The organism is Haloarcula laminariae (assembly GCF_025457605.1).
In the GTDB taxonomy this organism is placed as follows: Archaea; Halobacteriota; Halobacteria; order Halobacteriales; family Haloarculaceae; genus Haloarcula; species Haloarcula laminariae.
The window spans coordinates 71,543-95,398 of the sequence record NZ_JAMZFY010000003.1; the positions used below are offsets into that span (position 1 = coordinate 71,543).

General features: G+C 57.8%; 25 protein-coding genes and 2 pseudogenes. 11 read left to right on the forward strand and 16 right to left on the reverse strand.

From position 1 onward, the window contains the following. Positions 1-12: 12 nt before the first annotated feature. On the reverse strand, positions 13-2,034 hold the full coding sequence (locus NJQ98_RS17765) for a DEAD/DEAH box helicase family protein (RefSeq protein WP_262181156.1): 2,022 nt from the start codon (positions 2,032-2,034) through the stop codon (positions 13-15). A gap of 119 nt (positions 2,035-2,153) precedes the next feature. Here NJQ98_RS17765 and NJQ98_RS19105 point away from each other — a divergent pair. Further along, positions 2,154-2,437 (forward strand): annotated as a pseudogene (locus NJQ98_RS19105) (type B DNA-directed DNA polymerase); the annotation flags it as partial. A gap of 995 nt (positions 2,438-3,432) precedes the next feature. Then, positions 3,433-4,839, forward strand: coding sequence for a Cdc6/Cdc18 family protein (locus tag NJQ98_RS17770; RefSeq protein WP_348533590.1), 1,407 nt, complete (start codon positions 3,433-3,435; stop codon positions 4,837-4,839). Between the two features lie 412 nt (positions 4,840-5,251). Here the strand turns inward: NJQ98_RS17770 and NJQ98_RS17775 are convergent, their stop codons facing one another. Beyond that, complete coding sequence (locus tag NJQ98_RS17775; protein WP_121564767.1) at positions 5,252-5,578, reverse strand: DUF6788 family protein; 327 nt, start codon at positions 5,576-5,578, stop codon at positions 5,252-5,254. A 138-nt stretch (positions 5,579-5,716) separates the two neighbouring features. Here NJQ98_RS17775 and NJQ98_RS17780 point away from each other — a divergent pair, with 138 nt between their 5' ends. Further along, positions 5,717-6,640 carry a MarR family transcriptional regulator gene (locus NJQ98_RS17780; RefSeq protein ID WP_262181163.1) on the forward strand — a complete coding sequence of 308 codons (924 nt, stop codon included), beginning with the start codon at positions 5,717-5,719 and terminating at the stop codon, positions 6,638-6,640. A gap of 37 nt (positions 6,641-6,677) precedes the next feature. On the opposite strand, the gene NJQ98_RS17785 is transcribed toward NJQ98_RS17780, so the two are convergent. The 3 genes and pseudogenes from NJQ98_RS17785 to NJQ98_RS17795 all read right to left on the reverse strand — a co-directional run bounded on the left by NJQ98_RS17785 (position 6,678) and on the right by NJQ98_RS17795 (position 8,334). Next, positions 6,678-7,112 carry a PIN domain-containing protein gene (locus NJQ98_RS17785; protein WP_262181166.1) on the reverse strand — a complete coding sequence of 145 codons (435 nt, stop codon included), beginning with the start codon at positions 7,110-7,112 and terminating at the stop codon, positions 6,678-6,680. 66 nt (positions 7,113-7,178) lie between these two features. Continuing rightward, a pseudogene (locus NJQ98_RS17790) lies at positions 7,179-7,421 on the reverse strand (AbrB/MazE/SpoVT family DNA-binding domain-containing protein); the annotation flags it as partial. Positions 7,422-7,512: 91 nt separating this feature from the next. Beyond that, positions 7,513-8,334, reverse strand: coding sequence for a hypothetical protein (locus NJQ98_RS17795; protein ID WP_262181168.1), 822 nt, complete (start codon positions 8,332-8,334; stop codon positions 7,513-7,515). Positions 8,335-8,562: 228 nt separating this feature from the next. Here NJQ98_RS17795 and NJQ98_RS17800 point away from each other — a divergent pair, with 228 nt between their 5' ends. Then, on the forward strand, positions 8,563-9,261 hold the full coding sequence (locus tag NJQ98_RS17800) for a helix-turn-helix domain-containing protein (RefSeq protein ID WP_262181170.1): 699 nt from the start codon (positions 8,563-8,565) through the stop codon (positions 9,259-9,261). Between the two features lie 90 nt (positions 9,262-9,351). Here the strand turns inward: NJQ98_RS17800 and NJQ98_RS17805 are convergent, their stop codons facing one another. From NJQ98_RS17805 to NJQ98_RS17820, 4 genes are all read right to left on the reverse strand, one after another. Further along, positions 9,352-10,281 carry an ArdC-like ssDNA-binding domain-containing protein gene (locus tag NJQ98_RS17805; RefSeq protein ID WP_262181173.1) on the reverse strand — a complete coding sequence of 310 codons (930 nt, stop codon included), beginning with the start codon at positions 10,279-10,281 and terminating at the stop codon, positions 9,352-9,354. A gap of 87 nt (positions 10,282-10,368) precedes the next feature. Further along, positions 10,369-10,716 (reverse strand): DUF8013 domain-containing protein, encoded by a 348-nt coding sequence (locus NJQ98_RS17810; protein WP_262181176.1) that lies wholly within the window; start codon positions 10,714-10,716, stop codon positions 10,369-10,371. Between the two features lie 75 nt (positions 10,717-10,791). Next, the gene (locus NJQ98_RS17815; RefSeq protein WP_262181178.1) at positions 10,792-11,793 is read right to left on the reverse strand and encodes a DUF6610 family protein; all 1,002 of its coding nucleotides are present in this window, start codon (positions 11,791-11,793) and stop codon (positions 10,792-10,794) included. A 122-nt stretch (positions 11,794-11,915) separates the two neighbouring features. After that, positions 11,916-12,131 (reverse strand): DUF8129 domain-containing protein, encoded by a 216-nt coding sequence (locus NJQ98_RS17820; protein WP_262181179.1) that lies wholly within the window; start codon positions 12,129-12,131, stop codon positions 11,916-11,918. Between the two features lie 131 nt (positions 12,132-12,262). Between NJQ98_RS17820 and NJQ98_RS17825 the strand changes: the two genes are divergently transcribed. Then, the gene (locus tag NJQ98_RS17825; protein WP_262181182.1) at positions 12,263-12,469 is read left to right on the forward strand and encodes a heavy-metal-associated domain-containing protein; all 207 of its coding nucleotides are present in this window, start codon (positions 12,263-12,265) and stop codon (positions 12,467-12,469) included. Here the strand turns inward: NJQ98_RS17825 and NJQ98_RS17830 are convergent. Then, on the reverse strand, positions 12,466-14,742 hold the full coding sequence (locus tag NJQ98_RS17830; protein WP_262181184.1) for a heavy metal translocating P-type ATPase: 2,277 nt from the start codon (positions 14,740-14,742) through the stop codon (positions 12,466-12,468). The genes NJQ98_RS17825 and NJQ98_RS17830 overlap by 4 nt on opposite strands. Before the next feature lie 131 nt (positions 14,743-14,873). Between NJQ98_RS17830 and NJQ98_RS17835 the strand changes: the two genes are divergently transcribed. Continuing rightward, complete coding sequence (locus tag NJQ98_RS17835; protein WP_262181186.1) at positions 14,874-15,473, forward strand: ArsR/SmtB family transcription factor; 600 nt, start codon at positions 14,874-14,876, stop codon at positions 15,471-15,473. Here NJQ98_RS17835 and NJQ98_RS17840 read toward each other — a convergent pair. Then, positions 15,420-16,253 carry a hypothetical protein gene (locus tag NJQ98_RS17840; protein ID WP_262181187.1) on the reverse strand — a complete coding sequence of 278 codons (834 nt, stop codon included), beginning with the start codon at positions 16,251-16,253 and terminating at the stop codon, positions 15,420-15,422. The two genes, NJQ98_RS17835 and NJQ98_RS17840, sit on opposite strands and share 54 nt — an antisense overlap. Positions 16,254-16,355: 102 nt before the next feature. Between NJQ98_RS17840 and NJQ98_RS17845 the strand changes: the two genes are divergently transcribed. Further along, complete coding sequence (locus tag NJQ98_RS17845; RefSeq protein WP_262181190.1) at positions 16,356-16,763, forward strand: CopG family ribbon-helix-helix protein; 408 nt, start codon at positions 16,356-16,358, stop codon at positions 16,761-16,763. A 3-nt stretch (positions 16,764-16,766) separates the two neighbouring features. On the opposite strand, the gene merA is transcribed toward NJQ98_RS17845, so the two are convergent. Continuing rightward, a complete protein-coding gene (gene merA, locus NJQ98_RS17850) occupies positions 16,767-18,221 on the reverse strand; it encodes a mercury(II) reductase (protein ID WP_262181192.1) in 1,455 nt (484 codons plus the stop codon). Between the two features lie 78 nt (positions 18,222-18,299). On the opposite strand from merA, the gene NJQ98_RS17855 reads away from it, so the two are divergent. Both NJQ98_RS17855 and NJQ98_RS17860 read left to right on the forward strand, forming a co-directional pair. Further along, a complete protein-coding gene (locus NJQ98_RS17855; RefSeq protein WP_262181193.1) occupies positions 18,300-18,644 on the forward strand; it encodes a winged helix-turn-helix transcriptional regulator in 345 nt (114 codons plus the stop codon). A gap of 101 nt (positions 18,645-18,745) precedes the next feature. After that, positions 18,746-19,300, forward strand: a complete 555-nt coding sequence (locus NJQ98_RS17860; RefSeq protein ID WP_262181195.1) for a redoxin domain-containing protein — start codon at positions 18,746-18,748, stop codon at positions 19,298-19,300. 39 nt (positions 19,301-19,339) lie between these two features. Here NJQ98_RS17860 and NJQ98_RS17865 read toward each other — a convergent pair whose 3' ends face one another. The 4 genes from NJQ98_RS17865 to NJQ98_RS17880 all read right to left on the reverse strand — a co-directional run bounded on the left by NJQ98_RS17865 (position 19,340) and on the right by NJQ98_RS17880 (position 22,045). Beyond that, on the reverse strand, positions 19,340-20,500 hold the full coding sequence (locus tag NJQ98_RS17865) for a hypothetical protein (RefSeq protein ID WP_262181197.1): 1,161 nt from the start codon (positions 20,498-20,500) through the stop codon (positions 19,340-19,342). Positions 20,501-20,670: 170 nt separating this feature from the next. Beyond that, positions 20,671-21,207 (reverse strand): hypothetical protein, encoded by a 537-nt coding sequence (locus NJQ98_RS19110; RefSeq protein ID WP_348533587.1) that lies wholly within the window; start codon positions 21,205-21,207, stop codon positions 20,671-20,673. Beyond that, a complete protein-coding gene (locus NJQ98_RS17875) occupies positions 21,204-21,359 on the reverse strand; it encodes a hypothetical protein (protein WP_262181201.1) in 156 nt (51 codons plus the stop codon). The genes NJQ98_RS19110 and NJQ98_RS17875 overlap by 4 nt, the downstream gene beginning before the upstream one ends. After that, positions 21,359-22,045: a DUF6166 domain-containing protein gene (locus NJQ98_RS17880; RefSeq protein ID WP_348533588.1), complete on the reverse strand. Its 687-nt coding sequence runs from the start codon at positions 22,043-22,045 to the stop codon at positions 21,359-21,361. Before NJQ98_RS17880 ends, NJQ98_RS17875 begins: the two co-directional genes overlap by 1 nt. Before the next feature lie 371 nt (positions 22,046-22,416). Between NJQ98_RS17880 and NJQ98_RS17885 the strand changes: the two genes are divergently transcribed. Beyond that, the gene (locus tag NJQ98_RS17885; protein WP_262181206.1) at positions 22,417-22,821 is read left to right on the forward strand and encodes a VOC family protein; all 405 of its coding nucleotides are present in this window, start codon (positions 22,417-22,419) and stop codon (positions 22,819-22,821) included. A gap of 37 nt (positions 22,822-22,858) precedes the next feature. Next, positions 22,859-23,797 carry a glutathione S-transferase family protein gene (locus tag NJQ98_RS17890; protein WP_262181209.1) on the forward strand — a complete coding sequence of 313 codons (939 nt, stop codon included), beginning with the start codon at positions 22,859-22,861 and terminating at the stop codon, positions 23,795-23,797. The last annotated feature ends 59 nt before the right edge of the window (positions 23,798-23,856 follow it).

The window sequence follows — 23,856 nt, forward strand, 5'->3', positions numbered from 1 at the left end:
CAATGTATCTTCTCAGATACCATATGCGATACGAACGTCTTCGATCTTATTGCGAGCTTCATATTCGTTTTCCGCTGTTTCAGCGAATTCCTCGAACCGACGGAGTTCCTTCTCAAGGATGTATTGTTCAGACATCGCAATATCCTCGTCTGGCTCAAGGGTTGGAACCACGAGTAGATCATAGATGTCCGCTCGATCCTTACCGGGGGCTTGCCGAAGAACTCTACCTCGGCGCTGGATGAATTGCATCGGGTTCCCGGTATTAGCCATCAAGATTGCTGTCCTGGTAGCTGGAACGTCAACACCTTCGTCTAGACACCGCATTGCCACAAGCGCCTCGTATTCACCCTCTCCAAACCGGGTAAGTAACTCCTCGCGCAAGTCATCACCCTCCTCATGGGTAAACCGGTGATGCATTACCCCGAATTCGTTCAGAATCGACCCGACCGTGTCTATCTGTTCTGAGTTTGTATAGACTAGAAGATGCTTGATATCATCTAAACTTCGTAGGATATCTCGGAGGACATCATACTTGTTGATCGCTTCTTTAACGATTTCTGCGCGTTGTGATTGGAGAATATTTGTTGTCTCCTCATCCGCATCTTCAGAGTATCTTGATGCGACTACAGACTGAGTCATTTGACGATAGTCCTCCAGCTCGTCTTCATCCATTTCAACAACAATAGGATGATACCGATATGGGGTCAGATACTGCGGGATGGCGTCTTCTAACGGGTATTCGTATATGACCCCGTCAAAATAGTCAAGCAGATGGTTAGAACCTTCTTCATCATAATAGCGCTCCGGTGTCGCTGATAGCCCAATCCTCGCGTCATAGGAATCAAGAAGCCCTTTTCGCCTGCCCTTGGAACCTAGGCCGTGTACTTCGTCCCCGATGAGGATTGTATCCCGAGAAAGCGGACTCACTTTCTCGCGAAAGTGCTCTCCGGAGAACGTTTGATGAGTTGTAATCAGGCATTCGTAGTTCTTGATTCCAAGTTCTAAATTTGAAACCGCTCGAGAGAGATCGTTTTTCCAGTCCGGATTAGCTGAGTGATAGACAAATTTTGGTTGGTCAAGCCCGAACGTTTCCATCTCCTGGGCCCACTGCCGCGCGAGGTGTTTCTGAGGAACAGCAATTACACAAAGAAGTGGATCATCTACGGTATCTGTGTATTCATCAAGCGCCGCTAGAGCTGTGAACGTCTTGCCTGTTCCAGTTGCCATCTGGAATAGGCCTTTGTTGTCATTCTCGAACCAAGCATCAACAGCGTCCCGTTGATAATCTCGGAGAACAATTTCAGATTCTGTGGTAGCGACTGATTCTGGTGGTTCATAAGGTCGATTGTTATTATCTCGGAGTTCAGCGATTCCCTCCTTAACTCCCTCTGGGATTGTATGGACCCCGACATTCTCATCTTCGTCTTCCCAAAGATTCTCAAACCGCTTTTCTTGCATATTCACCCCCTCGTTATCACGGTCGCTGATCCAATCGCAGTCGATGGTATATGCTTCGTAATTCCGGAGAGCCTGTTCGCTATCATTCTGGGAACCATGGAAAGCAACACGATTCCCATACCAGTCATAGAATACTCCAAATTTATCGTGAAAATCACCCGACAACTTCTTTGAAGGAACAGCCAGCTTGATTTCGAGTAGACCGTCGGCGATCATCCACGCGATCGCATTGCGAGTTTCATACTCCAGGTCATACCGCAGATCAGAAATCGTGCTATCTAGCGAGTTTCGGAGTACCTCATCCGTTTTAGCACGGTTACCCCTCTTAAGAGCCTCCCAGTCATCTTCTTCCAAGATAGGACTCATTATCCACTGGGCTGTACCGCCATTTTCAGCAAGTTCCGCTATTCCCCGTGCTGCAGATCGGACCCAATTTGTAGTGAAGTATCCGACACCACGTCGATAGACCTTAGCTCGTGAGAGAAGAGGGATATAGAAATCCTCCATGAGGTCATCAGAAGAGGTGTCGATGACCCTAGGGAGTTCCAAATCTGTGAAATCGCTCTCAGGCTCCATCTTAAAACAGATAATGTGGCAGAGGTTCAAAAGCGTATATACCGTCTTTCCCGGATTCGGACTTGAACTATGAACACCAAGATCGACCAGCTTTGAGAATGAGTAGCGTTTCCGGAAATGAGAAGGACTGTCTCGAGCGGCTTGATACCACGCGGTCACGGGACGCGGTACTCGGGCGTCTGAAACGAGCAATCGACGAGCTGTAGACGGGTACCGTAGCAGTGGAACGGCTCGTTGAGCGGATCACGTCTCCAAGCCGCTGAAAGGCTACTCACAGAACACCCAGTTCGGAGAGATCGAGCCAGCCGACGTGGCCGGAGAAATCGAATACGTGGTTGTCGACGACGAGAAAATGTCGCGAGAACGGGTTCCGTTGGCACACGAGGTAGTCGGTATCACGGACTGGACCTGACGAACCCCCTCCCCCCTTTTTCGAGTTGTAAACTCGTGATGCCGGGGAGGGGTGAACAGCAGGAGGGACTGCAAAACAGCCAATTATGGCGGATATGCACGATAGAGAGGCTGAGTATCTAATCTTCTAACTTGTGACTATATATGCGAAAGTTTATATCATACGTCACCATACCATAACCGCACTAGAGACAAAGAAAATATATCGTCTAGCTCAGCTAGACGATTGATGTCTCGGGATGTAGAGGACGACTTCATCTCATTCGTGGTTCTCATTCCGTGTATTATTGCGTCTCACCGCCTCTACACCAACTTAGTTACCTCAACTCTCGTTACAATACGTCTTGGATGGCCTGTCCCCCCGCGACTTACAACTCGAAAAAGGGGGGAGGGGGTGAAACATTCGAGATCACCAAAGCAGCTTCACCAGCAATCATGTCCGAAACCCGGCATTCCTCTCACTCGTGAACGGATTCTACGAGCGTCGTTCTTTCGCAACAATTCTGGCGCTTACTACTCGAAAACGGGGAGTGTGAGAAATACTGTATCACCCTGGGCATCATTCACAAAATCCGGATTATGTGGATTTTGCTCCGAGACCCACCTCGACTCACTTCTCCTTACAACGTGAGTGTGCGAGTATCGAACCAGGTGTGTTACCGCCTCCCAACATCTTACAACTCGAAAACGGGGAGTCCGGGTCATCGAGGAAGTTCGATGATAGCGAGCTTTGTCGAACCGTTACAACTCGACAACGGAGGGTGATAGATTCCGAAGACGGTATCTGACTCATCCAGAGGATACGGAGCTATAGTCGTTAGATAGCCTGTTTTCGCCCGGTTACAACTCCACAAGGGTCCATATTTTTATACCCAGAGTTCGAGGGGGTTCATAATGGGACGAGAGGGACGTAGAGCAGGATCGAATAATCCGGAAGGTGAGGAGGATCGTCAATCTTCTGCTGCTGATCCTGAAAATCCAGAGTCGATGGATGAGGAGGTGGAGTCTCCTGGCACGTCACAAACGACCTTCCGAAACGGATCAGATTCCGCCGATTCGTCTCAAGATGCAACTAATGGCGACGGTGGCGGCATCTCAATTCGTGATCGGCTCCAAACCGAGTCGTCCGGTGGGGTCTTCGCGAACAAAGACCTCGTCCGGTCAGATACCATCATCGACGAGGATCGTATCGTCGGTCGTGACGACCAGCTAGGCCGTGTCGTCGACAACCTAAAACCGGTCCTCCAGAATGAAGGGATCCCGGATATGCTTCTGAGTGGTCCTTCTGGAACTGGGAAGTCGCTCATCATTCATGCGGTCTGCAAACAGATCGTCGAACTGTGTGAATCCCAAGGCAAGACCTTTGGGGTCATTTCAATCAACTGCGAGGGGCCGAAGACTGCAGATCGGGCTGTCTATCGGTTAGTCAAAGCTGCTGCCGACGACCTCGGCGTTGATCCTGGTGTTCCCCAAACCGGTGTCTCAACGGATCAGAAGCTGGAGCGACTGTACCAACTCATGCGAGAGTATTACGATGGTGTCATCTTCATCCTCGATGAGATCGATATGCTCGAGGGACCGTATCAGGAAGCAGAGTACAATTCTCTCATCTACCAGCTTTCACGGGCTCGCAAACTCGCTGACTTTGATGGTCCCATCTCACTCACGACGATCACGAACTACACCGACTTTATGAAGGACCTCAACAGCCGCGCACAGAGTTCTTACAACCCTGACGACATTTTCTTCGACGATTACGATGCGAACCAGCTCCGTAGTATTCTCCGCAACCGGCGGGACGCTTTCAAGCCAGACTCACTTGCAGATGACGTTGTTCCGCTTGTTGCTGCGTTCGGCTCCCAAACGCACGGGGATGCGCGGAAAGCGATTGATCTCCTCAGATGGGCTGGTGAATTAGCCGAGCGGCGTGGAGCTGACACAGTTACCGAGACTGATGTCCGTGAAGCTCAGGAGAAGTACACTGAAAACCGCAAACTCCGCCATATCAGCGGGATTTCAACTCAAAAGAAACTCTCCATCTACGCTGTGGCGGCCACTGCCCACTACGCAAGAGAACATCCTGAGTGGATCCCTGCTGGACCTGCGTTCAAGACGTATCAATTCATTGCCGATACGATGGATGCGGACCAGTACAGCCGCGAGACGTTCGTAAATCACGTCACAGAGCAGAGTACGTACGGTGTACTGGACTTCGAGCGTCGGGGCAAGGGGCGAGGCAGAGGAGTGCATATGTATTTCTCCCTCTCCGAGGATCCGGAAACGATCATGGAGACGATCCGTGAGGATTCCCGGTTCGAAGATCTAGCTCACGAGGAGGCGACTATCAGAGCGGTTGTCCGCGAACGGCTGAAGCAGTTCCGGAGTAAAAACTAATCTCGCCCGTATTCTCCTCACACTTACTTCTCGAAAACGGGGGGTGTTCGTATCCCGCGCGGTGCGTTACAACTCGAAAATGGGGGGGTGTCATTCGTCGGGATGTCTCGTTACTACTCGAAAACGGGGGGTGGGTGAGCCAAGAGATTTGACGTGCCGGTCGATGTACTGTACTTTCCCCTTTCCCTCTCCCATTTACAACTCGAAAACGGGGGGTGTGTCCTACGATTTCTTTGTCGTCGGTACCATCGATGATGCGGAAACGGTGGAGAAACGACGGAAACGTGGGGTGGATGTCCTCTCCCTTCGAGTTTCAGTCCGGGTTGACCGGACCCATTCACACTCTGGGGGGTGTCGTCTGCGACGTCTCTAATGGTACTGAAAAGAACATCGGACTACAGTTCAATCTCATCTACTTGTCGGGATTCACCGGCCCCTTGTACTTCGACGTCACCGAATCTCCTTCCCGCCACTGCCAGTAGTAGTAGCGGTTGTCGTTGATCTCCTTGATCGTGATCGTCGCCTTCGCTGGCACGTCGTCCGGGAGGTCATCGGGGCGCTCCTCGATGTCGGCGTCGTCCGCCTCTTTCTCCTCGAGACGAGCTTCACGCTCCTTGTATTCGGCCAACGCCTCGGCGTAGCTGGCAACGTCCCGAAGATGCTCCGATGAGGCTTCGTTGAGAGTGTTGACGATCTCCGTTGGGAGGTTCGCCGGTGGGGTCGGGGGTTCGTAGGACATCGGCTGCTCTCGTGTTAACCAACACTACCCGTGACTCCATAGTTTTGTTGGTTAAGACGATGGGGACGGTTCTCGCGATTGCTGGCTGTAACACTACTCGAAACTTCTTCATATATAAGATTCGTACTATGTTACACCGTGCTCCGGCGCATCGAACTCGAGGTCCTCGCCACGGTCGACCGCGGCGACACGATCTCCGAGCTCGCGACGAAGCTCGACCACAGCGAGAGCTACCTCTCCCGTGCCGTCGCCGACCTCGTCGAGAAGGGGCTCGTCTACACGGAACGCGACGGCCGCCGAAAACGAGTCGTCCCGTCGGATGCTCGTGCCGTCGAATGCTACCAGGACCTCGTTCGCCAGCACTCCCACATCGGCTTCCCCGAGCTGCTAACCGGGAAGGCACTCGAAGTGCTGTACTACCTCGACCAGTCGCGAACGGTCTCCGAGATTGCCGACCGGAGCGACAACTACCGCAACACGGTCAACCGGGTCCTCAAGCGGTTTCGCGACCGGGGTCTCGTCGGGACCGTCGACAGCCACTACGAGTTCAATGCCGACTTCGACCGTCTCCACGAGTTCGTCCGTGAACTCGCACATCATCTGCATCGCCAGCGCCTCGAAGCCGTTGCCCCGAAGGGCACGATTCTCTGGGAAAACTACGACGAATTCCTCGCCCAGGCCGAGACGGAAATCGACGACGAAGGGTTCCACGAAACCGGCCTCGCTCGATTCGCGGCCTTCGACCTCCAGTTCCTGCTCACCGGCCACCGCTACTACGTCTACTCCGAGGACCTTGACGCAGTCTCGCCGGCGGAGCTCTGCTGTCACACTCTCTTGATCGACGATGGCAGCCGCCACCGCCCGTACTGTCTCCTCCTGCTCAGCCACGTCGACGTCGACGAGGAGGCTCTCCGAGCGCAGGCGGCGAAGTATGGCCTCGAAGACGAAATCGACGCCTTGCTGCGCTACCTCGAGACGCACGGCGAGGTCGACGACGACCGGCTCCCGGAGTGGGACGAGTTTCAGGAGCTGGCGGCTGACTACGAGGTGCCACTATCCTGAGACAGAACATCGTCACCAGCCGTAGCGTCAGCCGGCGTCAGTTCGGGTCGTAGGGATTCGTTGCTGTCTCGAGCCGATAGACATCCTCGACAGCGTCAAAATCGTCGTCAAACGCATACAGGTAGCCGAGCCCCTCGGTTTGCATATACGCGATAATGCAGGCGTCGACGAAGGAGAGCGGTTCGTGTTGGCGAAAGAGGGCCTTCCCGGTCGCGAGGGCGTCGGTGGTGAGTGAATCGATGTGGAAGCGGGCGTTTTCTTCGATGCGATCGAGGAGGTCGACGGCTGCGTCGTGGCCGGCGTGGGTCGTGAGGCCGTTGAGCGTTTCCGCGAGCACGTAGTCGAGGACGACTGCCTCCGGTAGCTCTCCATTGTCAATGCCTTGGAGCACGGGAAGCGCGGCATCGTGGGATCCATCCCGCCGGTATGCGGCGGCAAAGAGGACTGTCGTATCGATCAGTGCACGGGGCATTTACTCTACGTCGACGTCACCAGAACGCTTTGCGTTCTGGTTGGCAGACGAGAGCCGTCGGCTCTCGTCGACGCCCCAGGCGTCGTGATCGCTCGTGACATCGGTCGGCTCCTCACCAGCGTAGCCGTCGAAGTCGGCGAACGTGCCCGTTTGCTGTTGGATGACGTGGACTCGAATGCTCCCGTCGTCCTCGAGCTGCCACCGGAGCTGATCGCCATCGTCGATATTGAGTTCACGCCGAATCCGTGCGGGGATGTTTGCCTGGTTTCCAGACACCTTGCTTTCGGCGTCGATTCTGTCGCTGCTCATACCTCACGGTAGGTGACCAGCCGGGAAAAGTCTAGTGTGCCGCCACACTACTCAGTCGCATAAGAGCGATTCCGACGAGAAAGATGGCGATTTACCCTGAGGTCGTTGGGAGCCGACCATCCGGACGTGGAACACGACCCTGCTTAATCTCGTGATCCACCCGACGTAGATGCTTGCAGCCTCCTTCGGGTGAGCGCTGTTGCCAGTCAGGGCAGGTACACGACTTGTCGATGACGTCGACTTTGTACCGGTTCCCGGACGCGGACTGCACCTCGTAGCGGCCACCTTTCGAAAGGAGCGAGACGTCCATCGCTTCGGCGACGGCACGCTTCGTGCGGGGCTCGAGGTCGTTCTGCGACTGTGCGTTCTCGTCGACGACCAGCCGGTCGCGAACGTCGCCCGTTCGGCCACCATCGGGAGCGACGGCTTCCGCAGGGCCACTGAGCCGCTCGTGGAGCACTTCCTCCACCGGATGGCCTTCCGGCCACAGGTAGTGAACCTCACGGCGCTCGCGATGATCGTAGGAGCCGCACGCGGCTGCGCTCCCAGTCCAGACACGCCACGCCCCGAGTGCTGCCATCACGTCGACGATGACTCGCGGAACAGCCTCGTACTCGTCGGGGTAGAACATCCGGAAGCGAGTACACTCCGCCTGCGGCGGAACCGTCTTCCACCACTCGACGTCGGCGTCCCAGCTCTCGTACATCGCCTTGTCCTCCCCGTAGCCGACGGTCACGCTGTCGACCTGCGGTACCTTCACCGATGTCTCGTCAGCCTTGCCTTCGAGCAGCCGAAGCACGGCGTACCGGAGATACCCGTGATTCGGATTGTCTGATGATTGGGCGACCTGCTCGTGGTGCTCTGCGACTCGCTCTGCCTCATCGAGAACGGTCGTTAGATATCGGTCGGTCATGGGTCGATGGAGACGGGAGTGCGCCTCCGCCCCTCCGCGGGCGCAGAAAAACTTAACCAACGAATAGCGATCATTCGTATCCTCTGTTGGTTAATCCCTCTCTGCTCGAATGCTGCGCCAGATCGGATTACCTGAGCCAAGAATAGTATATCTGTATAGAGATAACTCAATGGGAAATACGGGGGACAAGACCAATACAGTTAGATGCGATACCGATAACTAGTGATGATGGAGTATGTCGACGAGACCGCGGCGAAGATCATAGTCGCGGCCCGGCCGGGCGACTCGATCCGGCGAATCGCCCAGAAGATCGACGGCTCCTACTCGTGGGTCTACGACTGGATCCAGCGGTTGGAGGACGCAGGCTTCATCCGACGTGAGGACGGCGTCTACATCGAGAATCACGCTGTCAGGGATCGCTACTACGATCTCCTCGCGGCCATCTCTCGCGCTGTTCCGCCCTCGATCAACGACGGCTACGTCATTCCGCACTTCGCGGGGATGCCGTTCGCGTACACGAAAATCGACGGCGTCTACGTCTGGACCCACGGCGGCTATCAGATCGCCCGCGGCCACGATGACTATCCGATCTTCATCAAAGTCGCCGGCCAGGACGTCGAACGGTGGACGGCGTTCTTCGACGAGTTCGGCATTCCGAGCCGGATCGAAGAGCGGCCGGATGCAACCGACTCCGACGCGGCCGTCTCGTACGTGTTGTTCCCGACGAGTGGGGAGATCACTCGCGAGTGGGTCGACGGCAATCCGGTCATTCCGTTGGATGAGGCAATCGAGCACATGTTGGAGTACCGGGTGAACTACGAGCCGGCGTTGGAGATGATCGCCGACGAGTACGACCGCGATATCGACGCGTCCCACGAGGATCCGCATCATAACATCGACTGTCGGTGGGGTATATTTCGGGACTGATCGAAACACTCGGGGTCGAACGCCGAACGAATTAACTAACAAAGTAGGAATGATAATTCAGGCGTTGGTTAACGCCCGGGGAAGGCGTGTTCAGCCCTCGGCGACCGTCCCGATGATCTCCTGCGCGGTCGAACTGATCCGGCCGAGACGCTCCTGAATGCTCTCCGCATCGTCGTCCTGCCACGCGGCGAGATAGAACGCTGATCCGCTCGTATCTAGGTCGAAATACCGCCCGACGATGTACGCAACGGCTTCGGCTTCGATCTCGCGTTTTGCACGCTCGGGTTCGTCGTCGACATCGAAATGGAGCAGTGCGTGGGCGTACTCGTGAATCAGCGTCACGGCGAGATCGGCCTGATTCGAGCGGGCTTTCGCTTCGACGACGGGTTGGCATTCGTGGAGGTTCCGGTGTTTGCAGACGCCTTTTGCGTCGCCATGCTCCCACTCAGCAGCGTCGACGACACGGACGTCGATATCGAGCGTAGCTGCCGCATCAAGGAGCGCTGGCACCAGGTCGTCGGCGTTACCAGTGGCCTCGGTTTCCAACTCGGGGAGCGGTTCGCCCTCGGTTTGAGACACATCGAAGACTGCCGTTGGTTTGAATCCAACCAGTCCTTTGGACCACTCCTCGGGCGATGTCTCGTCGTAGTCACAGTCGCTTTGCTCGTGGTAGCTCGGCGAATTCTCGCACTCCGGGCACTGCTTCGTAATAATGGGTGCCCAGATCCAGATCGCCTGTTCGCCCTCTTGGACGTGCCGGTCGAACTCCGACCGCCACGTATTGTAGCCCGCCACGCGGGTTGCCTCGGGACACTGGAGCTTGATCAAGAGGGTGTTGCGATGGGAGTAGTCGTGGAATCGGGACTGGACATCGAGCCACTCTTGGAACTGTTGGCTGGCTTTTGCCTCGTCGACGTCTGCGACAAGGTCGTCGATCCACTGTTCGATGGTGCTGTTCATCTCGTCGTCTCGCGTGTCGGTCTCCTCGAAGGAAACCGACGAATTACTGGTCGTAGCCATTGTGTTCACCGAATCGAGTTTACCGGGACTGCAGCAGTTCAGAACGCGCCGCACCCCTCAGGGGGCGAAGAAAAACCACCCTCTCGATTATCGGAGTTCGTGGGTCTCGTCAGCGAAGCCGACCGTAACGAGGTACTTGAGGAACTCGTCGAACCGCTCGACGTCGCTAGGCGTGTCGGTCGCCAGATGACGCGCCCACTCGATGGCCCACTGGAAGGCGGGATCTGTGCCGCCCTTGCCGTGAATGTACCACCACCGGGCCGCTTTCAGCACGACCAGTGGGTTCGTCGGGGGCTGTTCGCTTGCTAAACCACGGGTTATCGACTCGATTTCTCCGGGCACGTCGGCTGGTTCTATCTCTCCGGACTGGGTGTTCGAGATATCGATCGGGATCTCATCGACTGAAACGTCGTCTACAGTTTGTTGATGGCTCACGGAAAGTCACCTCTGGACGAAGGCTCACGACCGAGCCTCCGCCCTCTCCCCGGGCTCGAAAAACAGCACACTGCGTCACGCTGGAGGGATGTAGACACTCTGTTCGCCAGCGATCTCCTCGAGGTCCTTCCGATGGCGATGGGTGAAGTAGCACTCGTAACTGCAGTACCCACAGACTGCACCGGTATCGTATTCAGCGACGAAGGGGCCGCGACGTGTTCGCCAGACGTTCGCTCCGCATTCGGTGCAAGCTCCCTTTTCGAGATCGGCAGGACTCGGTCCCTCGTACTCGAAGTGTAACCCAGCGTCCTCTGGTGTCGTCTCGGGCCAGATCCCATGTGCCTGCCAGAACTCGCGGATGCGAGCGAGACTATGGCGCACCGTCTTCCGGACGGTGACGTGGTCGGCGTTGCGACCGCTGTCGTCCCAGCCGTCAGCCGTCCAGAACTCACCGAACTGTGCGCCACGATGGAGTCCGTTCCAATCGAGGCCGACGATGTCGGCCGGTGGGTCGTCGGTTAGTGTCGGTCGGGTCAGCTGCTGGATAACGTCCCACTGTTTCGGTGGGCTGCCACCGAGGATATGCACACGGCGGCCACGCCAGTCGGTCGGCTCGGAGAACTCATACGCCAATCGGTCGGCATACCCTCGCGAGTAGCCGAGCACGAGGTCGTTCGGGATCGTGTCGATCACCTCGCGGCACTTTGGGACGATGACGAGTTCTGCGTCGGGATAACTCGCCTGAATCTCGCGGGCAGCAGCCACGTACTCGTCGACGTCGTCTCCCTCGTACACATCTCCGATCACGCCAACCGTGGGTTCGTATTCGAAAAATCGGGAGATGTATCGATCTAGATCGGGATTCCGAAAATCGTTATCCAACATCCCGACGGGGATGTTCAGGTTCTGATACAGGGTCTGCTGGTACCCACAATCTTCTCGAAATCCAGGGAGAAATCCGAGGGCGAGAGCATCGCCGGCGAAGGGAGCTCGGTGGAGAAACGCCACGAAGTCAGTTTGTCTGGCGGCAGCGATTTCACTCGCCGTGGTGGCGCTGGATCTCAGATCGGAGGACATGATTGGATCGCGAGGCTGCTGCTGGCTGCCCCGCACCCATTCGGGGCCCGAAAACCCGAGACACAGCATATTAACCAACAATAGAGGGAAATCACGTGGAGGGTGTTGGTTAACGGCAGAGTTTACCCTTCATCCTCACGTAGCTCATCAGCCTTCCACTTGAGCCGTCGCAGGATCTGCGTCCGGTTCTGGTGGGCGTTTTCGTAGGCAACACACTCTTGCAAGGTCTCCATATCGGGAATCGTCGCGATCCCTGCCTTGATCAGTCGATGGTTCGGTGCTTCCAGACGCTTTTCTGGAGGGAATTCGTTACTCTCTTCGTCGTCAGTGGTCTCCATCTCAAAGAGCCCCCACCCCTTTGGGGCCGACACAAACAACTCTCCGGACGATGACGCTCCACCTCTAATAGGGTTGAACCGATACAACAGTTACCGTAATGGTCATCCTCCGCGAGTATTTACAGTCCCGTATGGAGCGAAAGACGATCTCAGTCACCGGGATGTCGTGCAACGGGTGCGAACAGAACGTGGAGACCGCCCTGCGAAACCTCGACGGTGTGAATCGGGTCGAGGCCGACCACGACGACGACACGGTCGACGTGGTCCTCGAGGATGAGGTCTCCGATGATGAGGTGAACGCGGCAATCGAACAGGCTGGCTACGACGTCGTGGCCTAATCGGCCGCCGTCCGGCCGTCGCTCACGTCACCGTCCGTGCGTTCGTCGAGGGCGAACTCGGTGTTGATACCCTTGCCCGAGAGAAGCTGGCCAGCGAAGCTGTTGGCGAGGACGGCCGAGACCGACAGCACCATCGCGAGCATCGCGAACACCGGATGAACGAGCCCGGTGGTCGCAGCGGCGACACCGATACCGTTGAACGCGAAGGCCGTTGCGAGATTCTGGCGAGTCTTCCGATAGCTCTCGCTCCCAATCTCGTAGGCGTCCATCACGCCGCCGAGCCGGTCGCCCATCAGGACGATATCCGCCGACTCGATGGCGATGTCGGTCCCTGCGCCGATTGCGATGCCGATGTCCGCCTGCGTAAGTGCGGGCGCGTCGTTGATGCCGTCGCCGACCATCGCCACACGGTGGCCGGCTTCCTGCAGGCGACCGATCTCTTCGCGTTTCTCGTCGGGGAGGACGTCGGCCATAACGCGATCGATGCCGACCTCCTCGGCGACAGCCTGTGCGGTGCGTTCGTTGTCGCCGGTGAGCATCACGGGTGTGATACCGGCGTCGCGCATCCGCTGGATGGTCTCGGCGGCGTCGGATTTGATTTCGTCGCCGATGCCGATCAAGCCGATGAGGTCACCGCCATGGACGACCCCAGAGACGGTGAGGCCGCGGCCCTGGAGTCGCTCAATATCGTCGCCGCCCTTCGACAGGTCGATTCCCTCGTCGCTGAGCCAGCCCGGTTTCCCGACCAGCACGTCGTCGCTGGCTACGGTTGCCCGGACGCCCTTGCCGGTCACGGAGTCGAAAGCATCGGGGTCAGCGACCTCGACATCTTGCTCGTCGACGAATTCGAGGATTGCATCAGCGAGAGGATGCTCGGAGAACGCCTCTGCACTGGCTGCAGTCGTGAGTACATCCACCTCGTCGGCACCGAACGCGACGACCTCACTGACGGCAGGTTCGCCGACGGTGATGGTGCCGGTCTTGTCCAACACAACGTGGTCGACATCGGGAAATATCTGGAAGGCGTCGCCCGACCGCATCAGGATGCCGCGGTTCGCCGCCTTCCCGCCACCCCGAATTAGGGCGAGCGGTGTCGCCATCCCAAGCGCACACGGATAACCGAGGACGAGAACGGCCAGCGCTGCGAACGCCCCGCGCTGGACATTGGGAGCTGCCCCCCACGCGAGCGGTGCGACCACCCAGAAGAGGAACGAGAGCGCGGCAATCGTCAAGACGCCTGGGACGAAGTACTTGAGGACGCGGTCGGCGAGCTGGATAATGCCGGGTTTCATCGCCCGCGCCTCCTCGATCTCGCGTGCCACCTGATTCAGGAACGCGTCCTCCCCGGTTGCAGTTACCTCGATGAGCAGCGTCCCGGTCTCGTTTACGCTACCACCGATCACCGTGTCGCCGCCCGTTTTCTCCTCGGGGATGGACTCGCCGGTGGCGACTGACTCGTCGACGGTGGACTCTCCCTCGACGACCGTCCCATCGACGGGGATGTTCTCGCCAGGTTTGACCCGGACGTAGTCGCCGACGTCGAGATCGTCAAGGGGAACTTCCCCGACGTCACCGTCATCACTGACGCGGCGTGCTGTGTCGGGCTGGAGGTCGAGCAGGTTCTGCACGGCCTGTGAGGCTCGTGTGCGGACGATGAGGCTCGTATATTCGGAGAGGATGTGGTAGGTGGTGATGAACACGGAGACGGCGAAGAAGTGGACGGTCGGGAAGCTCGGGAAGACAAACAGGCCGAGTAACCCACCGAGGAGCCCTGCGAAGGCGCCCGCCTCTAGGAGGACGTGCTGGTTGAAGATCCCCCGGCGAAGGCTCTGGAACGCCTTCTGTTTGATGTAGCGCCCGGGACCGAACATCGTCCCGAGGGCCAGCCCCAAGGCCACCAGATCCATCGCCGGTGACGCTGACTCGAAGCGTCCCATTACGAAAATCATCCATCCCATCAGGGCAGCGACAACGATAGATGCGCCGCCGGCGATGAGGAGACGGCGCTTCCCGTCGGCGAGTTCGGCCTGCTGCTGCTCGTATCGTTTCGCCTTGTCCGGGTCTCGGATGGTGTAGCCGAGGTCCCGGAGTGTGTCCTTCACCGCCACCTCGCTCAGCAGGTCGTCGTCGTATTCAACGAGAACTTCCTCGTGGGCGAGACTCACGTCGACGTCCTCGACACCATCGGTTCGGCTGTAGGCCTTCTCGATGCTTTCGGCGCAAAACGAGCAGGACATCCCCCCGACGTTGAATTGTTCGTGTGTCGTTCCCATCGTGCCTGTTGGTTATCCTGCGACGCGGATAACCATTATGACAAACGTTATAGCGGTTTCGAGATACTAATACTGCTGTCGGGAGCGTGGCGTTACTCTTACCGTAGTCGTCCACTTACCTCGTCACAATAATGGCGCTCCTCGAATCTAACGTGCCGATCCGCGAAGTCGTGACGACGGACCCGGAGAAAGCGAAGGCACTGGAGAACGACGTTCGGGCGAAGATCCTCGACATGCTCGCAGCCGAGGAGCTGATGATTGAGGAGATCCACGACGAACTGCATCGTCGTGGCGAGGAAAAGGCGGAGACGACGGTGCGCCACCACGTGAACGTCCTGAAGGACGCAGGGATGGTTGAGATCGCCCGTCTCGAGGAAGCTGGTGGGGGGACACGGAAGTACTACAAGTCGAACACGCGGATATTCTCGTATGAGCTTCCAGAGGACGCTGAGCAGACGCTCGCTGGGGCGCAGGACACCGCGACAGCCGAATTAGCAGGGCTCGTGGAGAGGCTCTATGGGGAGCACGGCGACGACATCGAAGCGGTGGCACGAGAGATGAAGCCGTGCGAGTACTGTGCGACCCAGCATTACGAGGAGTTCGTCCTTCGGGAATTGCTAAATCGCGCGCTTATTGACCTCACTGAGAATGGGACGGTGGAGAGCGTTCGACGTGATTCAGAAGACGCCGGCGATGAAGCCGAGTCCCATGACGACGAGGACGGTCGCTGAGAACAGTGGCAGGTACGGTGTATACTTCTCCACCGTTTCTTCATACTCCTGATAGCCGGCGATGAGGAGCATCGTTAACCCGACGATACCGACGATGACCGTCAGCGCATATGCGGTCATGAGTTCCAGACAGTACGTCGAACCGGCACAGAGGCCGATAATCTCGAATTCCTCCTCGTGAGCGAACCCGAGGACGAATGCGAACCAGGCGATTCCGAGTAGTCCGCGGTCGGCGTCAGTACCTGGATCGGCTCCGTGCTCGTGGGAGTGCCCGCCGATTCCTGGAAGCCGAGTTTTTACGCGTGTAAGAAGCCCATCTGAGGAGTGTTCGTGCGTGGGTGACGTGCCGTGACTGTGGTGGCTCGACTGCTCCTCCGTATGCTTATCGTGGTCGTGTCCATGGCTGTGCCCATGTTCGTCCTCGTGCTGGTGGGAATGACCGTGTGTGTACTCTCGAACCCCGAGTCCGATGAGTAAAACGCCTGCAACGATACTCACTGGACCGCCGATGGTAATGCCGCCAAGAATCGAGATCGGCTCGTTCACTTGGGTCAGCTGAAAGTAGGATTTCGCATAGAAGAACACGCCGACCATCGCCAGACTGCTAATGAGGTGGCCGATGCCGATTAGCGAGCTGGCGGCGAGTCCGTAGAGCCACTTGTTGGATTGGTCGAGCGCATAACTCGCGGCGACTGGCCATCCGTGTCCGGGCTCGATGCCGTGCACAAATCCGAGCGCAATCGCGCCGACCAATACTGGTAACGCCTCACCGTGGAGCATCATTTATTCCTCTATCCCTGCGCTGTATAGCGGTTGTTAAGACTGAAACGGGAATTCCGTAATAATCGAGGGGTCAAGACAGTAGGGGATCAATTGGGGAGTATGCGCACGAGCTTGAACGTGTCTGAGGATATTCTTGAGGAGTTCGATGAGACATGGCAGGCTGAGGGGTTGGACTCCCGCTCGCGGGCAATTCGTGAAGCGATGCAGGAATACATCGAGGGACATTCACAGCTCGAAGAGGTTTCCGGTGAGGTCGTCGCTGTACTGGCGTTCGATTACCAGCATCACGAGGTGATTCACGATCTCCATTCTGCCCAGCACCAGTTTCAGGACGTCATCGAGACGATGAGCCACACTCACCAGGGGGAGTGGTGTTTGGAGACCGTCTTCTGTCACGGCGATGCGGCACGGGTGCGGGAACTCGTGTATCGGCTCCGTGATTTCGATGGGGTCGGTCGCGTGAAGACGATGCTCCTCCGCAGTACTGCGCCGGCCAACCCGGAGTGAGATTCACTCGATACAGCAACTCATCGTCGACGTGTCCCGTCGGAACGCCTGACAGGCCTGTTTGAACGCCTCGGAGAACGTCGGGAACGGGTGGACGATGTCGATGATGTCGTCGACCGTGAGGCCGAACGTCACCGCTAGCGTGGCTTCCATAATCATGTCGGCGGCACGGGGGCCGACCATGTGGACGCCGACGATATCGTCGGTCTCGTGGTGCTTGACGACCTGGACGAGGCCGTCAGTGTTCTTGACCGCCTTCGCCCGCGGGACGTCCTCCATCTGGACGGTCCGGCACGAACAGGTGCCGTGTTCGTCCATATACTCGCGTTCGGTCGTGCCGACGGCTGCGACTTCGGGGCTGGTGAAGACGACTGCGGGGACGGCATCGTAGTCGATGCTGACGCCCTCGTCCCCGAAGGCGTTCTTGACGGCGTGATTGCCCTCTTTGGCGGCGACCGTCTCCAGTTCGGGGTCGCCGATCACGTCGCCCGCTGCGTAGACGTCGGGATTCGTCGTCTGGAAGTGCTCGTCGACGTGGACTGTCCCGTCGTCGTTCGTTTCGACCCCCACCGTATCGAGGCCGATTCCCTCGCTATTCGGCTGGACGCCGGTCGCGACGAACAGCGCGTCGCCGGTGACCGTTCGCTCGTCTCCGTCGATGGTCGTTTCGACGGCGACGCCTGATTGAATCGATTCGGCGCCGCCGTCGGCTGCTAGCGTGCGGACGCGCTGGAAGTCGTTGCCGGTGATCACCTCGATGCCCTCCTCCTCGAATGCACGCTGCATCTCGCGACCAAGTTGGCCTTCCATATCTGAGAGCACGTGACCGGAGCGCTGGAGAACCGTCACGTCGACGCCGACACGGTGGAGTATCTGGCCCCACTCCAGCGCGATATACCCGCCGCCGAGCATCAGGATACTCTCGGGAAGGTCGCGCTCCTCGAGGATGGTCTCGCTCGTGTAGTAGTCGACGTCGTCGAGGCCGTCGATGGGTGGTGTCCACGGTGAACTTCCGGTCGCGACGAGCGCCTTCTCCCCAGTGATGCGCGCGCCCTCGTCGGCGCCGTCGACGACCTCGATGGTCGTGTCGTCGACCAGCTGGCCGTAGCCCTTGTAAATGTCGGTCTCGAAGTGCTCAGCGACGTCGACGTAGTTCTCCTGCCGGAACCGTTCGACGAGTTCGTCGTTGCCGTCGAGGGCGTCGGCCCAGTCGACAGTCGGTTCCTCGGGGTATCGAACGGCGTCGAAAGGATTCTCCGACGCTGCAGCGCCGTTCTCGGCGACGGCGAGCAGATGCTTACTCGGGACACAGCCGACGTTCACGCACGTCCCGCCGATAGGAAGGCCGGTGTTCACCATCGCCGTTGAAAGATCTCGGCGGCTCGCTTCAGTGATCGCGGCGAAGGCTGCGGCGCCACCGCCGAGAATCACGAGATCATAGTCGGGGGTGTGGGTCATCAGTGCCAATACTTTACGACGGGAAGTTCTTATACTCCAGAGTCCGAAGCTATAGAGTAGGTTGGAGGCCACGAAGCTATGGCAGATACTACTTCATCGGCGCCCGCGTGCGATGTCGACGGGACGTGCTACTGCCCGCTCACAGGAGTTATCGACACGTTGAGCCGGAAATACGCGATGCAACTCGTCAGCATCATCGGCGCACACGACTCACTGCGGTTCGCGGAGATCGAAGACCACCTTCCCACAGCGAGCACGTCGACAATCTCGAAACGCCTCGACGAATTCGAGGAGGCAGGACTCGTCTCACGGACGCAGTATAATGAGATTCCACCACGTGTCGAATACGCGCTAACTGACGAGGGAAATGAGATTCGTTCGAGATTAGAACCCCTTCTTGAGTGGGCGACGGCGAACTCCTGACGTACAGGTTTTAGTGAACTTGATCCCATATCTGGGGGTCGATAATTCAGGCCAGAGTGTTGGCCCAAAGACTATCCTTTCTCCGTGTGCTACTTTGACACATGATAAACGAGGGAGCGTCTGCACCGTCATTTACTCTTCCAGGTCTCCGTGACGGAGCACAAACCGAGTACAGCTTGGATGAGACAACTGCGGATGATCGGGCTGCGTTGCTGGTCTTTTACCCGTTTGATTTCAGTCCTGTGTGTACAAACGAATTGTGTACGATTAGCGATGCAGAGTGGTTCCAGCTGACACCAGCTCTCGAGGTTTGGGCAATTTCTGGTGACAGCGTCTACGCCCACCGAGCATTCGCCGAGGAATACGACCTGAATTTCCCGTTACTTAGTGATAGCTCCGGGAGCGTTGCCGAGTCATATGATGTCTGTTATGACGGATGGGAGAACCACGAGCGCGTCCCGCAGCGTGCCGTGTTCCTCATCGATTCCGAGCAAACGGTTCGATACAGTTGGGCGACAGAAGATGCCCTCGAGAAGCCGGATTTCTTCCCGGTTAAAGACGCTCTTGATACGCTGGAAGCGGAACGTGATGAACTCGGTCCTGAGGATGTCGAATTAGTAGTCGAATATAACGAGGAACCGGAGCCGCTCATATAATCCCCTGTTAGACCCTCTCAGTGAACGCCACTCTGACAATCAGCCCATCGCCTCTTGGAACCGCTCACGTAGCGCATCTTCGCGTTCTTCGAACTGCTCGACTTTCTCCTGTAGGTCGTCGCTGACGCGCTCGATGCTCGCCAGCGCTCGTTCGCCGGCGAGCGATGCCTGCGACCCGTCGTCGCCGTCCGCCTCCAGCTGCTCCTCGTAGGCCCGTTCGACGCGCTCGATGGTGCCTTCCGGGTTGAACAGGATGTCGTTCGCAACGCGGACGTACTGGTCGAGGGACGTGCCCTCTTTTCCCTGGAAGAAGTGGGTGAGCGCGTACGTCGCGCCGGAGTGCAGCGTCCACATATCGATCTCGAACGGTGACGCCGCGTTCGCCTCGGCATCCTCGGCAGCACGCTCTGCGAGGTAGTCCGGGAAGCCAAGCAGACTGTAGAACTCCGTGACGGTGAACGGGAGCTCGGAGAACTCGAGATCGATCTCCTGGGCGTCTCGGATGAACTCGAAGAGATCGTCGGCGACGAGTTCGACCTGTGCGAGGACCTCCTCCCACCAGGTTCGGAAGTCCCGAACGTCCCCGACGTGCTTGATGACCTCTTTATCGGTGAGCGAGCGCATCGAATTCGAGCAGTACCCGTCCTGAGCGAATCCCTCCACGTAGACGGCGTGCTCACCGAAGAAGTCGTAGCCGGAGGTCACACCCATCGTGATCGGGTCCGCCCGGCCTGGAAGCCGGACTTCGAGGCCGTCGAACATGATGTCCATATGGACCTCGCCGCCGCCCCGGTAGCGCCGGATCTCGCCGAACATCACCTCGCCCAGCGGCGTTCCGTCGATGGTCTCCTCCCGAAGGACCTCCTCTAGTGGTCCGTACACGTCCACCGGATTGATGATCGCGTAACTGTCCGTAGGAACGTGAAATAGTGGGTCTTCGTCGGGCTCATCGTCTGTCGCGTGGTCGCGCGCTCTCGTCGGCTCGACTAAGGCGTTGAAGCGCTCCGTTTCGACCCACTCGTCGGAATAGGGATTCCGGTATGCGACTGTCGTCTCGACGGCCTGCGGGAGGTCACGAACCGTCTCGGCGAAGGACTTCGGTTCGTCGATCGTTTTCTTCCGGCGATACCAGTCGGGTAGTTCTGTATCGGTTCGTCCGTCGACGCCAGCGAACACGGTTCTGGATTCTGGGTCTTTCATTGCAGTCACCTCGAAATCGGATTCGTCACCCGCGCCGGCGCTCTCATCACGCGCCCTGCGCCCCTCTCACGGGCGCAAAAACAACCACTCTTAACCAACATTCTACCCAAGAATCCAGCACTGTTGGTTAATCATCCGGCGGTCCCGACACCTGGCTTCGGCTCTTCAATTCACTCGTCGGCGTGGCGTCGACGGCGCACCTGTTCAGGATTTGGTACCCACGGATGGTCGTCCCAGCAGTGGAGGGCGTGCTCTTGTGCCGTGTCGAACAGCGCCTCACACGACCCACACTCGTAGGCCGTCTCGGGCCACGGTTCCGTGACGAACATCGCCGTCACCGTCGACCTGACTGGATCTGGTGCAGCCGACCGCTGAACATAATCATAGCCGATCACTGTCCGTCGACGAAGCGCCGACTGCGCTAGCCGTTCGGGCCGGTCTGCTGGGAGATACACCCACCGGACGAACGTGTCCTCTGAGTCCTTCGCTGAGGGTTGAAGGATGAACCACCGGTTATGATCGTCGCGGAAGAGATACCGTTCTGTTCCCAGATTTTGGAGATAGAGCGGATCGCCGCGCCCGGCAATCACCCGCAGACCGGTGGATGGGGAAATTGGGGTGAGGAGTCGCTCTTCCAGTGTGAGCGAGCGAGACTCACCGGCTGAATTCTCGCCTTCGAAATCGTCAAGCGTCGCTTTGGCGGTCATGATTCGTCGGGATTCGTCTCGTCTGTGTCTTTCCCAGCCGTTCGCTCGTGCCGGGCGTTGTATCGCTCGAGTTCTCGGCCGATGCACTCCAGCGCCGTGACGGCGCGTTCGATGAGCTGATACGTGGCCCGCGAGAGTCGGATATTCTCCATCAGATGTCCTCCTCTGGCTCGACGAGGTCGTTACTCTCAGCGACGAGTGCCTGAACAGCTGAGGCAGGGTCGTTCTCGACCGGAAGTGTTCGATGGTCAAGCGGGGCGGGATACGCCCGGTCCCCCTGCGCACAAAGTATGATCAACCACTCTTCGCTCCCTTCGGCGAGGACGACGTAGTGGTCGATATCCCGACGTTGGAAGACTGTCCGATCTGTCCGGCTCACCGCACTCCAATTCGCCGGCAGTGACGATGACGGCGTCCCACCATCTGGCGTGAGTGCTCGGGACTCTTCGAATTCGTCGAGTGCCGCCTCGATATCCTCCCCGGTGAGGTGCCAGCAGTCGGCCGGGCCATCACACACCAGCTGACTGACTACGTCGTTGCGGAACTGGATGTAGTGTTGCTGGGCGACGGTTTCGTTGTCGGTGTAATCGAGGAGGAGCGCACAGGCGAGCTGTGCCGGTCCGCTTCCCGTATAGCCCCAGTCGAATCCCGCCGGGCTATGCCGCACGAGACCGAGACTTCGATTTGGGGAGAGGCGTTCGTGTGCGGTGAGGTTCAGGACCACTGGCGTTCCATCGACACGCATTCCGACGTACTCAACGCAGTCTGCACTCGCCTGCCATCGCTCACTCGCATCCTGTACGACTGCTCGTGGATCGGTAGTCGATTTCATCTCCATCGGTTGTATGCGGGCGTTCGGATTCCCCGCGCCCCTGCCGGGGGTCGAAAAACCACCACCGGCTATTAGCCCCTCAGCCTCGCTTCAAAGTTAGAATTCAGACTATTATAGTTCAGACTATAACAATTCATCAGACAATCAATCGATAGAGGCAAGTGGCTCTGTTGAAATCCTCAGTTATTGACGGTTTGTTGGGGCCGTGCTGAATACAGAACGCGTATCTCGGACGGATACTTACGGAATATAATTTCAATCAGAGTGCTCATTCCTGCGGACACATTCTGCAGAGTGGGTGGTTAGCCGAGTGTGACCTGATCAGACTCGGATTGCCTGAACTATATTCCCCAGACGACTCTATATCAAATCGAACGATGGACGCACGACGAATCGACCACATCCACCTCCGCATTCCGGAGGATGAGATAGAGCATGCAATCGAATTCTATCAGGGTCACCTCGGATTGGCACTCGAAGGATTCGACGAGTACAAAGAAGGAGAATCGCCGATTTTTCACTTCCGGCTCACAGCAGACACGATTATCCACATCAGACCGACCGAAGAGTTCGTCCACCCCGAGCGGGAGAATTTCGACCACCTCGCAATTATTCTGAACGAGGACATCACGGATGTCAAACAGGAGCTTGAGGACGCTGGTGTCATCATCGAGAGAGAAGGAACACCCGACGGTGCGACAGGTGAAGCCCCAGCAATCTACGTTCGGGACCCATTCGGCTACCTCATCGAACTCAAAGAACCTGTCTCCGAGACGGTCTAATCTCACACAATAACCGACAGAACACATCCTCTCACATATGGGACGCCTCATCGACGGCCACTGGAAGACGACTGACGAACTGACCGAGAACGACCAGAACCGACGCGGCGACTCGTTCCGGGAGCGAATCGCTTCCGACTCCCGATATCCTCCGGAATCGGCCCGCTATCACCTGTACATCGCCCGAGCCTGTCCATGGGCTCACGGCGCCGCGCTGGTTCGAAAACTGCTCGGACTCGAAGACGTCATCTCGATGGATATCGTCGACCCGTTCCGAGGGAGTGAGGGCTGGCAATTCAGGCCAGACAAACCCGGTTGTACACCGGATACGCTGCATGGCTTGGACTACCTCCACGAAGTGTACACGGCAGCCGACTCGACGTACACTGGTGGCGTCACCACGCCAGTCCTTTGGGACCGGGAGGAAGAGACCATCGTCAACAACGAATCCATCGAGATCATCGAGATGCTCGCGACGGCCTTTGCCGACCACAGCGACGAGTACGACCTATATCCGGCGGGCGAACGTGACCGCATCGATGCGGTCGTCGAGGAGCTGTACGAACCGATTCTCCAAGGAGTGTACACGGCTGGCTTTGCAGACTCACAGGAGACCTACGAGCAGGCGGTCAAGACCATGTTCGCCGCCCTTGGCCACTGGGAAGACGTTCTCGGCGACCAGCGATTCCTCGTCGGCGATTCCCTGAGTATCGCCGACCTCCGCTTCTTCCCCGCCCTTGTCCGGTTCGACCCAGTTTATTATACACATTTCAAATGCAACGTCCGCAGACTCGTCGACTATCCTAACCTGTGGGGATACACCCGTGACATCTACCAACACGACGGTGTCTCGGAGACGGTCAACGTAGACCATATCAAGAAACATTACTACCGGAGTCACACGGATATCAACCCGACCGGTTTCGTCCCAGTCGGCCCTGATATCGATTTCACGGCACCTCACAATCGTGAATAAAGACACACAACTGCGTCATAGCCTGCGCGGACAGCGCTATTTGAGCATATGCGGCCATG

What these genes read in the sequence shown, in the direction of transcription:
- NJQ98_RS17815 (WP_262181178.1), bottom strand. Translation starts at nt 11,793, where the DNA reads ATGTCCTCCGATCTGAGATCCAGCGCCACCACGGCGAGTGAAATCGCT.
- NJQ98_RS17795 (WP_262181168.1), bottom strand. Translation starts at nt 8,334, where the DNA reads ATGACCGACCGATATCTAACGACCGTTCTCGATGAGGCAGAGCGAGTC.
- NJQ98_RS17860 (WP_262181195.1), top strand. Translation starts at nt 18,746, where the DNA reads ATGATAAACGAGGGAGCGTCTGCACCGTCATTTACTCTTCCAGGTCTC.
- NJQ98_RS17840 (WP_262181187.1), bottom strand. Translation starts at nt 16,253, where the DNA reads ATGCTCCACGGTGAGGCGTTACCAGTATTGGTCGGCGCGATTGCGCTC.
- NJQ98_RS17825 (WP_262181182.1), top strand. Translation starts at nt 12,263, where the DNA reads ATGGAGCGAAAGACGATCTCAGTCACCGGGATGTCGTGCAACGGGTGC.
- NJQ98_RS17890 (WP_262181209.1), top strand. Translation starts at nt 22,859, where the DNA reads ATGGGACGCCTCATCGACGGCCACTGGAAGACGACTGACGAACTGACC.
- NJQ98_RS17785 (WP_262181166.1), bottom strand. Translation starts at nt 7,112, where the DNA reads ATGCCCCGTGCACTGATCGATACGACAGTCCTCTTTGCCGCCGCATAC.
- NJQ98_RS17820 (WP_262181179.1), bottom strand. Translation starts at nt 12,131, where the DNA reads ATGGAGACCACTGACGACGAAGAGAGTAACGAATTCCCTCCAGAAAAG.
- NJQ98_RS17765 (WP_262181156.1), bottom strand. Translation starts at nt 2,034, where the DNA reads ATGGAGCCTGAGAGCGATTTCACAGATTTGGAACTCCCTAGGGTCATC.
- NJQ98_RS17845 (WP_262181190.1), top strand. Translation starts at nt 16,356, where the DNA reads ATGCGCACGAGCTTGAACGTGTCTGAGGATATTCTTGAGGAGTTCGAT.
- merA (WP_262181192.1), bottom strand. Translation starts at nt 18,221, where the DNA reads ATGACCCACACCCCCGACTATGATCTCGTGATTCTCGGCGGTGGCGCC.
- NJQ98_RS19110 (WP_348533587.1), bottom strand. Translation starts at nt 21,207, where the DNA reads ATGACCGCCAAAGCGACGCTTGACGATTTCGAAGGCGAGAATTCAGCC.
- NJQ98_RS17770 (WP_348533590.1), top strand. Translation starts at nt 3,433, where the DNA reads ATGGATGAGGAGGTGGAGTCTCCTGGCACGTCACAAACGACCTTCCGA.
- NJQ98_RS17855 (WP_262181193.1), top strand. Translation starts at nt 18,300, where the DNA reads ATGGCAGATACTACTTCATCGGCGCCCGCGTGCGATGTCGACGGGACG.
- NJQ98_RS17865 (WP_262181197.1), bottom strand. Translation starts at nt 20,500, where the DNA reads ATGAAAGACCCAGAATCCAGAACCGTGTTCGCTGGCGTCGACGGACGA.
- NJQ98_RS17875 (WP_262181201.1), bottom strand. Translation starts at nt 21,359, where the DNA reads ATGGAGAATATCCGACTCTCGCGGGCCACGTATCAGCTCATCGAACGC.
- NJQ98_RS17835 (WP_262181186.1), top strand. Translation starts at nt 14,874, where the DNA reads ATGGCGCTCCTCGAATCTAACGTGCCGATCCGCGAAGTCGTGACGACG.
- NJQ98_RS17800 (WP_262181170.1), top strand. Translation starts at nt 8,563, where the DNA reads ATGGAGTATGTCGACGAGACCGCGGCGAAGATCATAGTCGCGGCCCGG.
- NJQ98_RS17830 (WP_262181184.1), bottom strand. Translation starts at nt 14,742, where the DNA reads ATGGGAACGACACACGAACAATTCAACGTCGGGGGGATGTCCTGCTCG.
- NJQ98_RS17805 (WP_262181173.1), bottom strand. Translation starts at nt 10,281, where the DNA reads ATGGCTACGACCAGTAATTCGTCGGTTTCCTTCGAGGAGACCGACACG.
- NJQ98_RS17775 (WP_121564767.1), bottom strand. Translation starts at nt 5,578, where the DNA reads ATGTCCTACGAACCCCCGACCCCACCGGCGAACCTCCCAACGGAGATC.
- NJQ98_RS17885 (WP_262181206.1), top strand. Translation starts at nt 22,417, where the DNA reads ATGGACGCACGACGAATCGACCACATCCACCTCCGCATTCCGGAGGAT.
- NJQ98_RS17880 (WP_348533588.1), bottom strand. Translation starts at nt 22,045, where the DNA reads ATGGAGATGAAATCGACTACCGATCCACGAGCAGTCGTACAGGATGCG.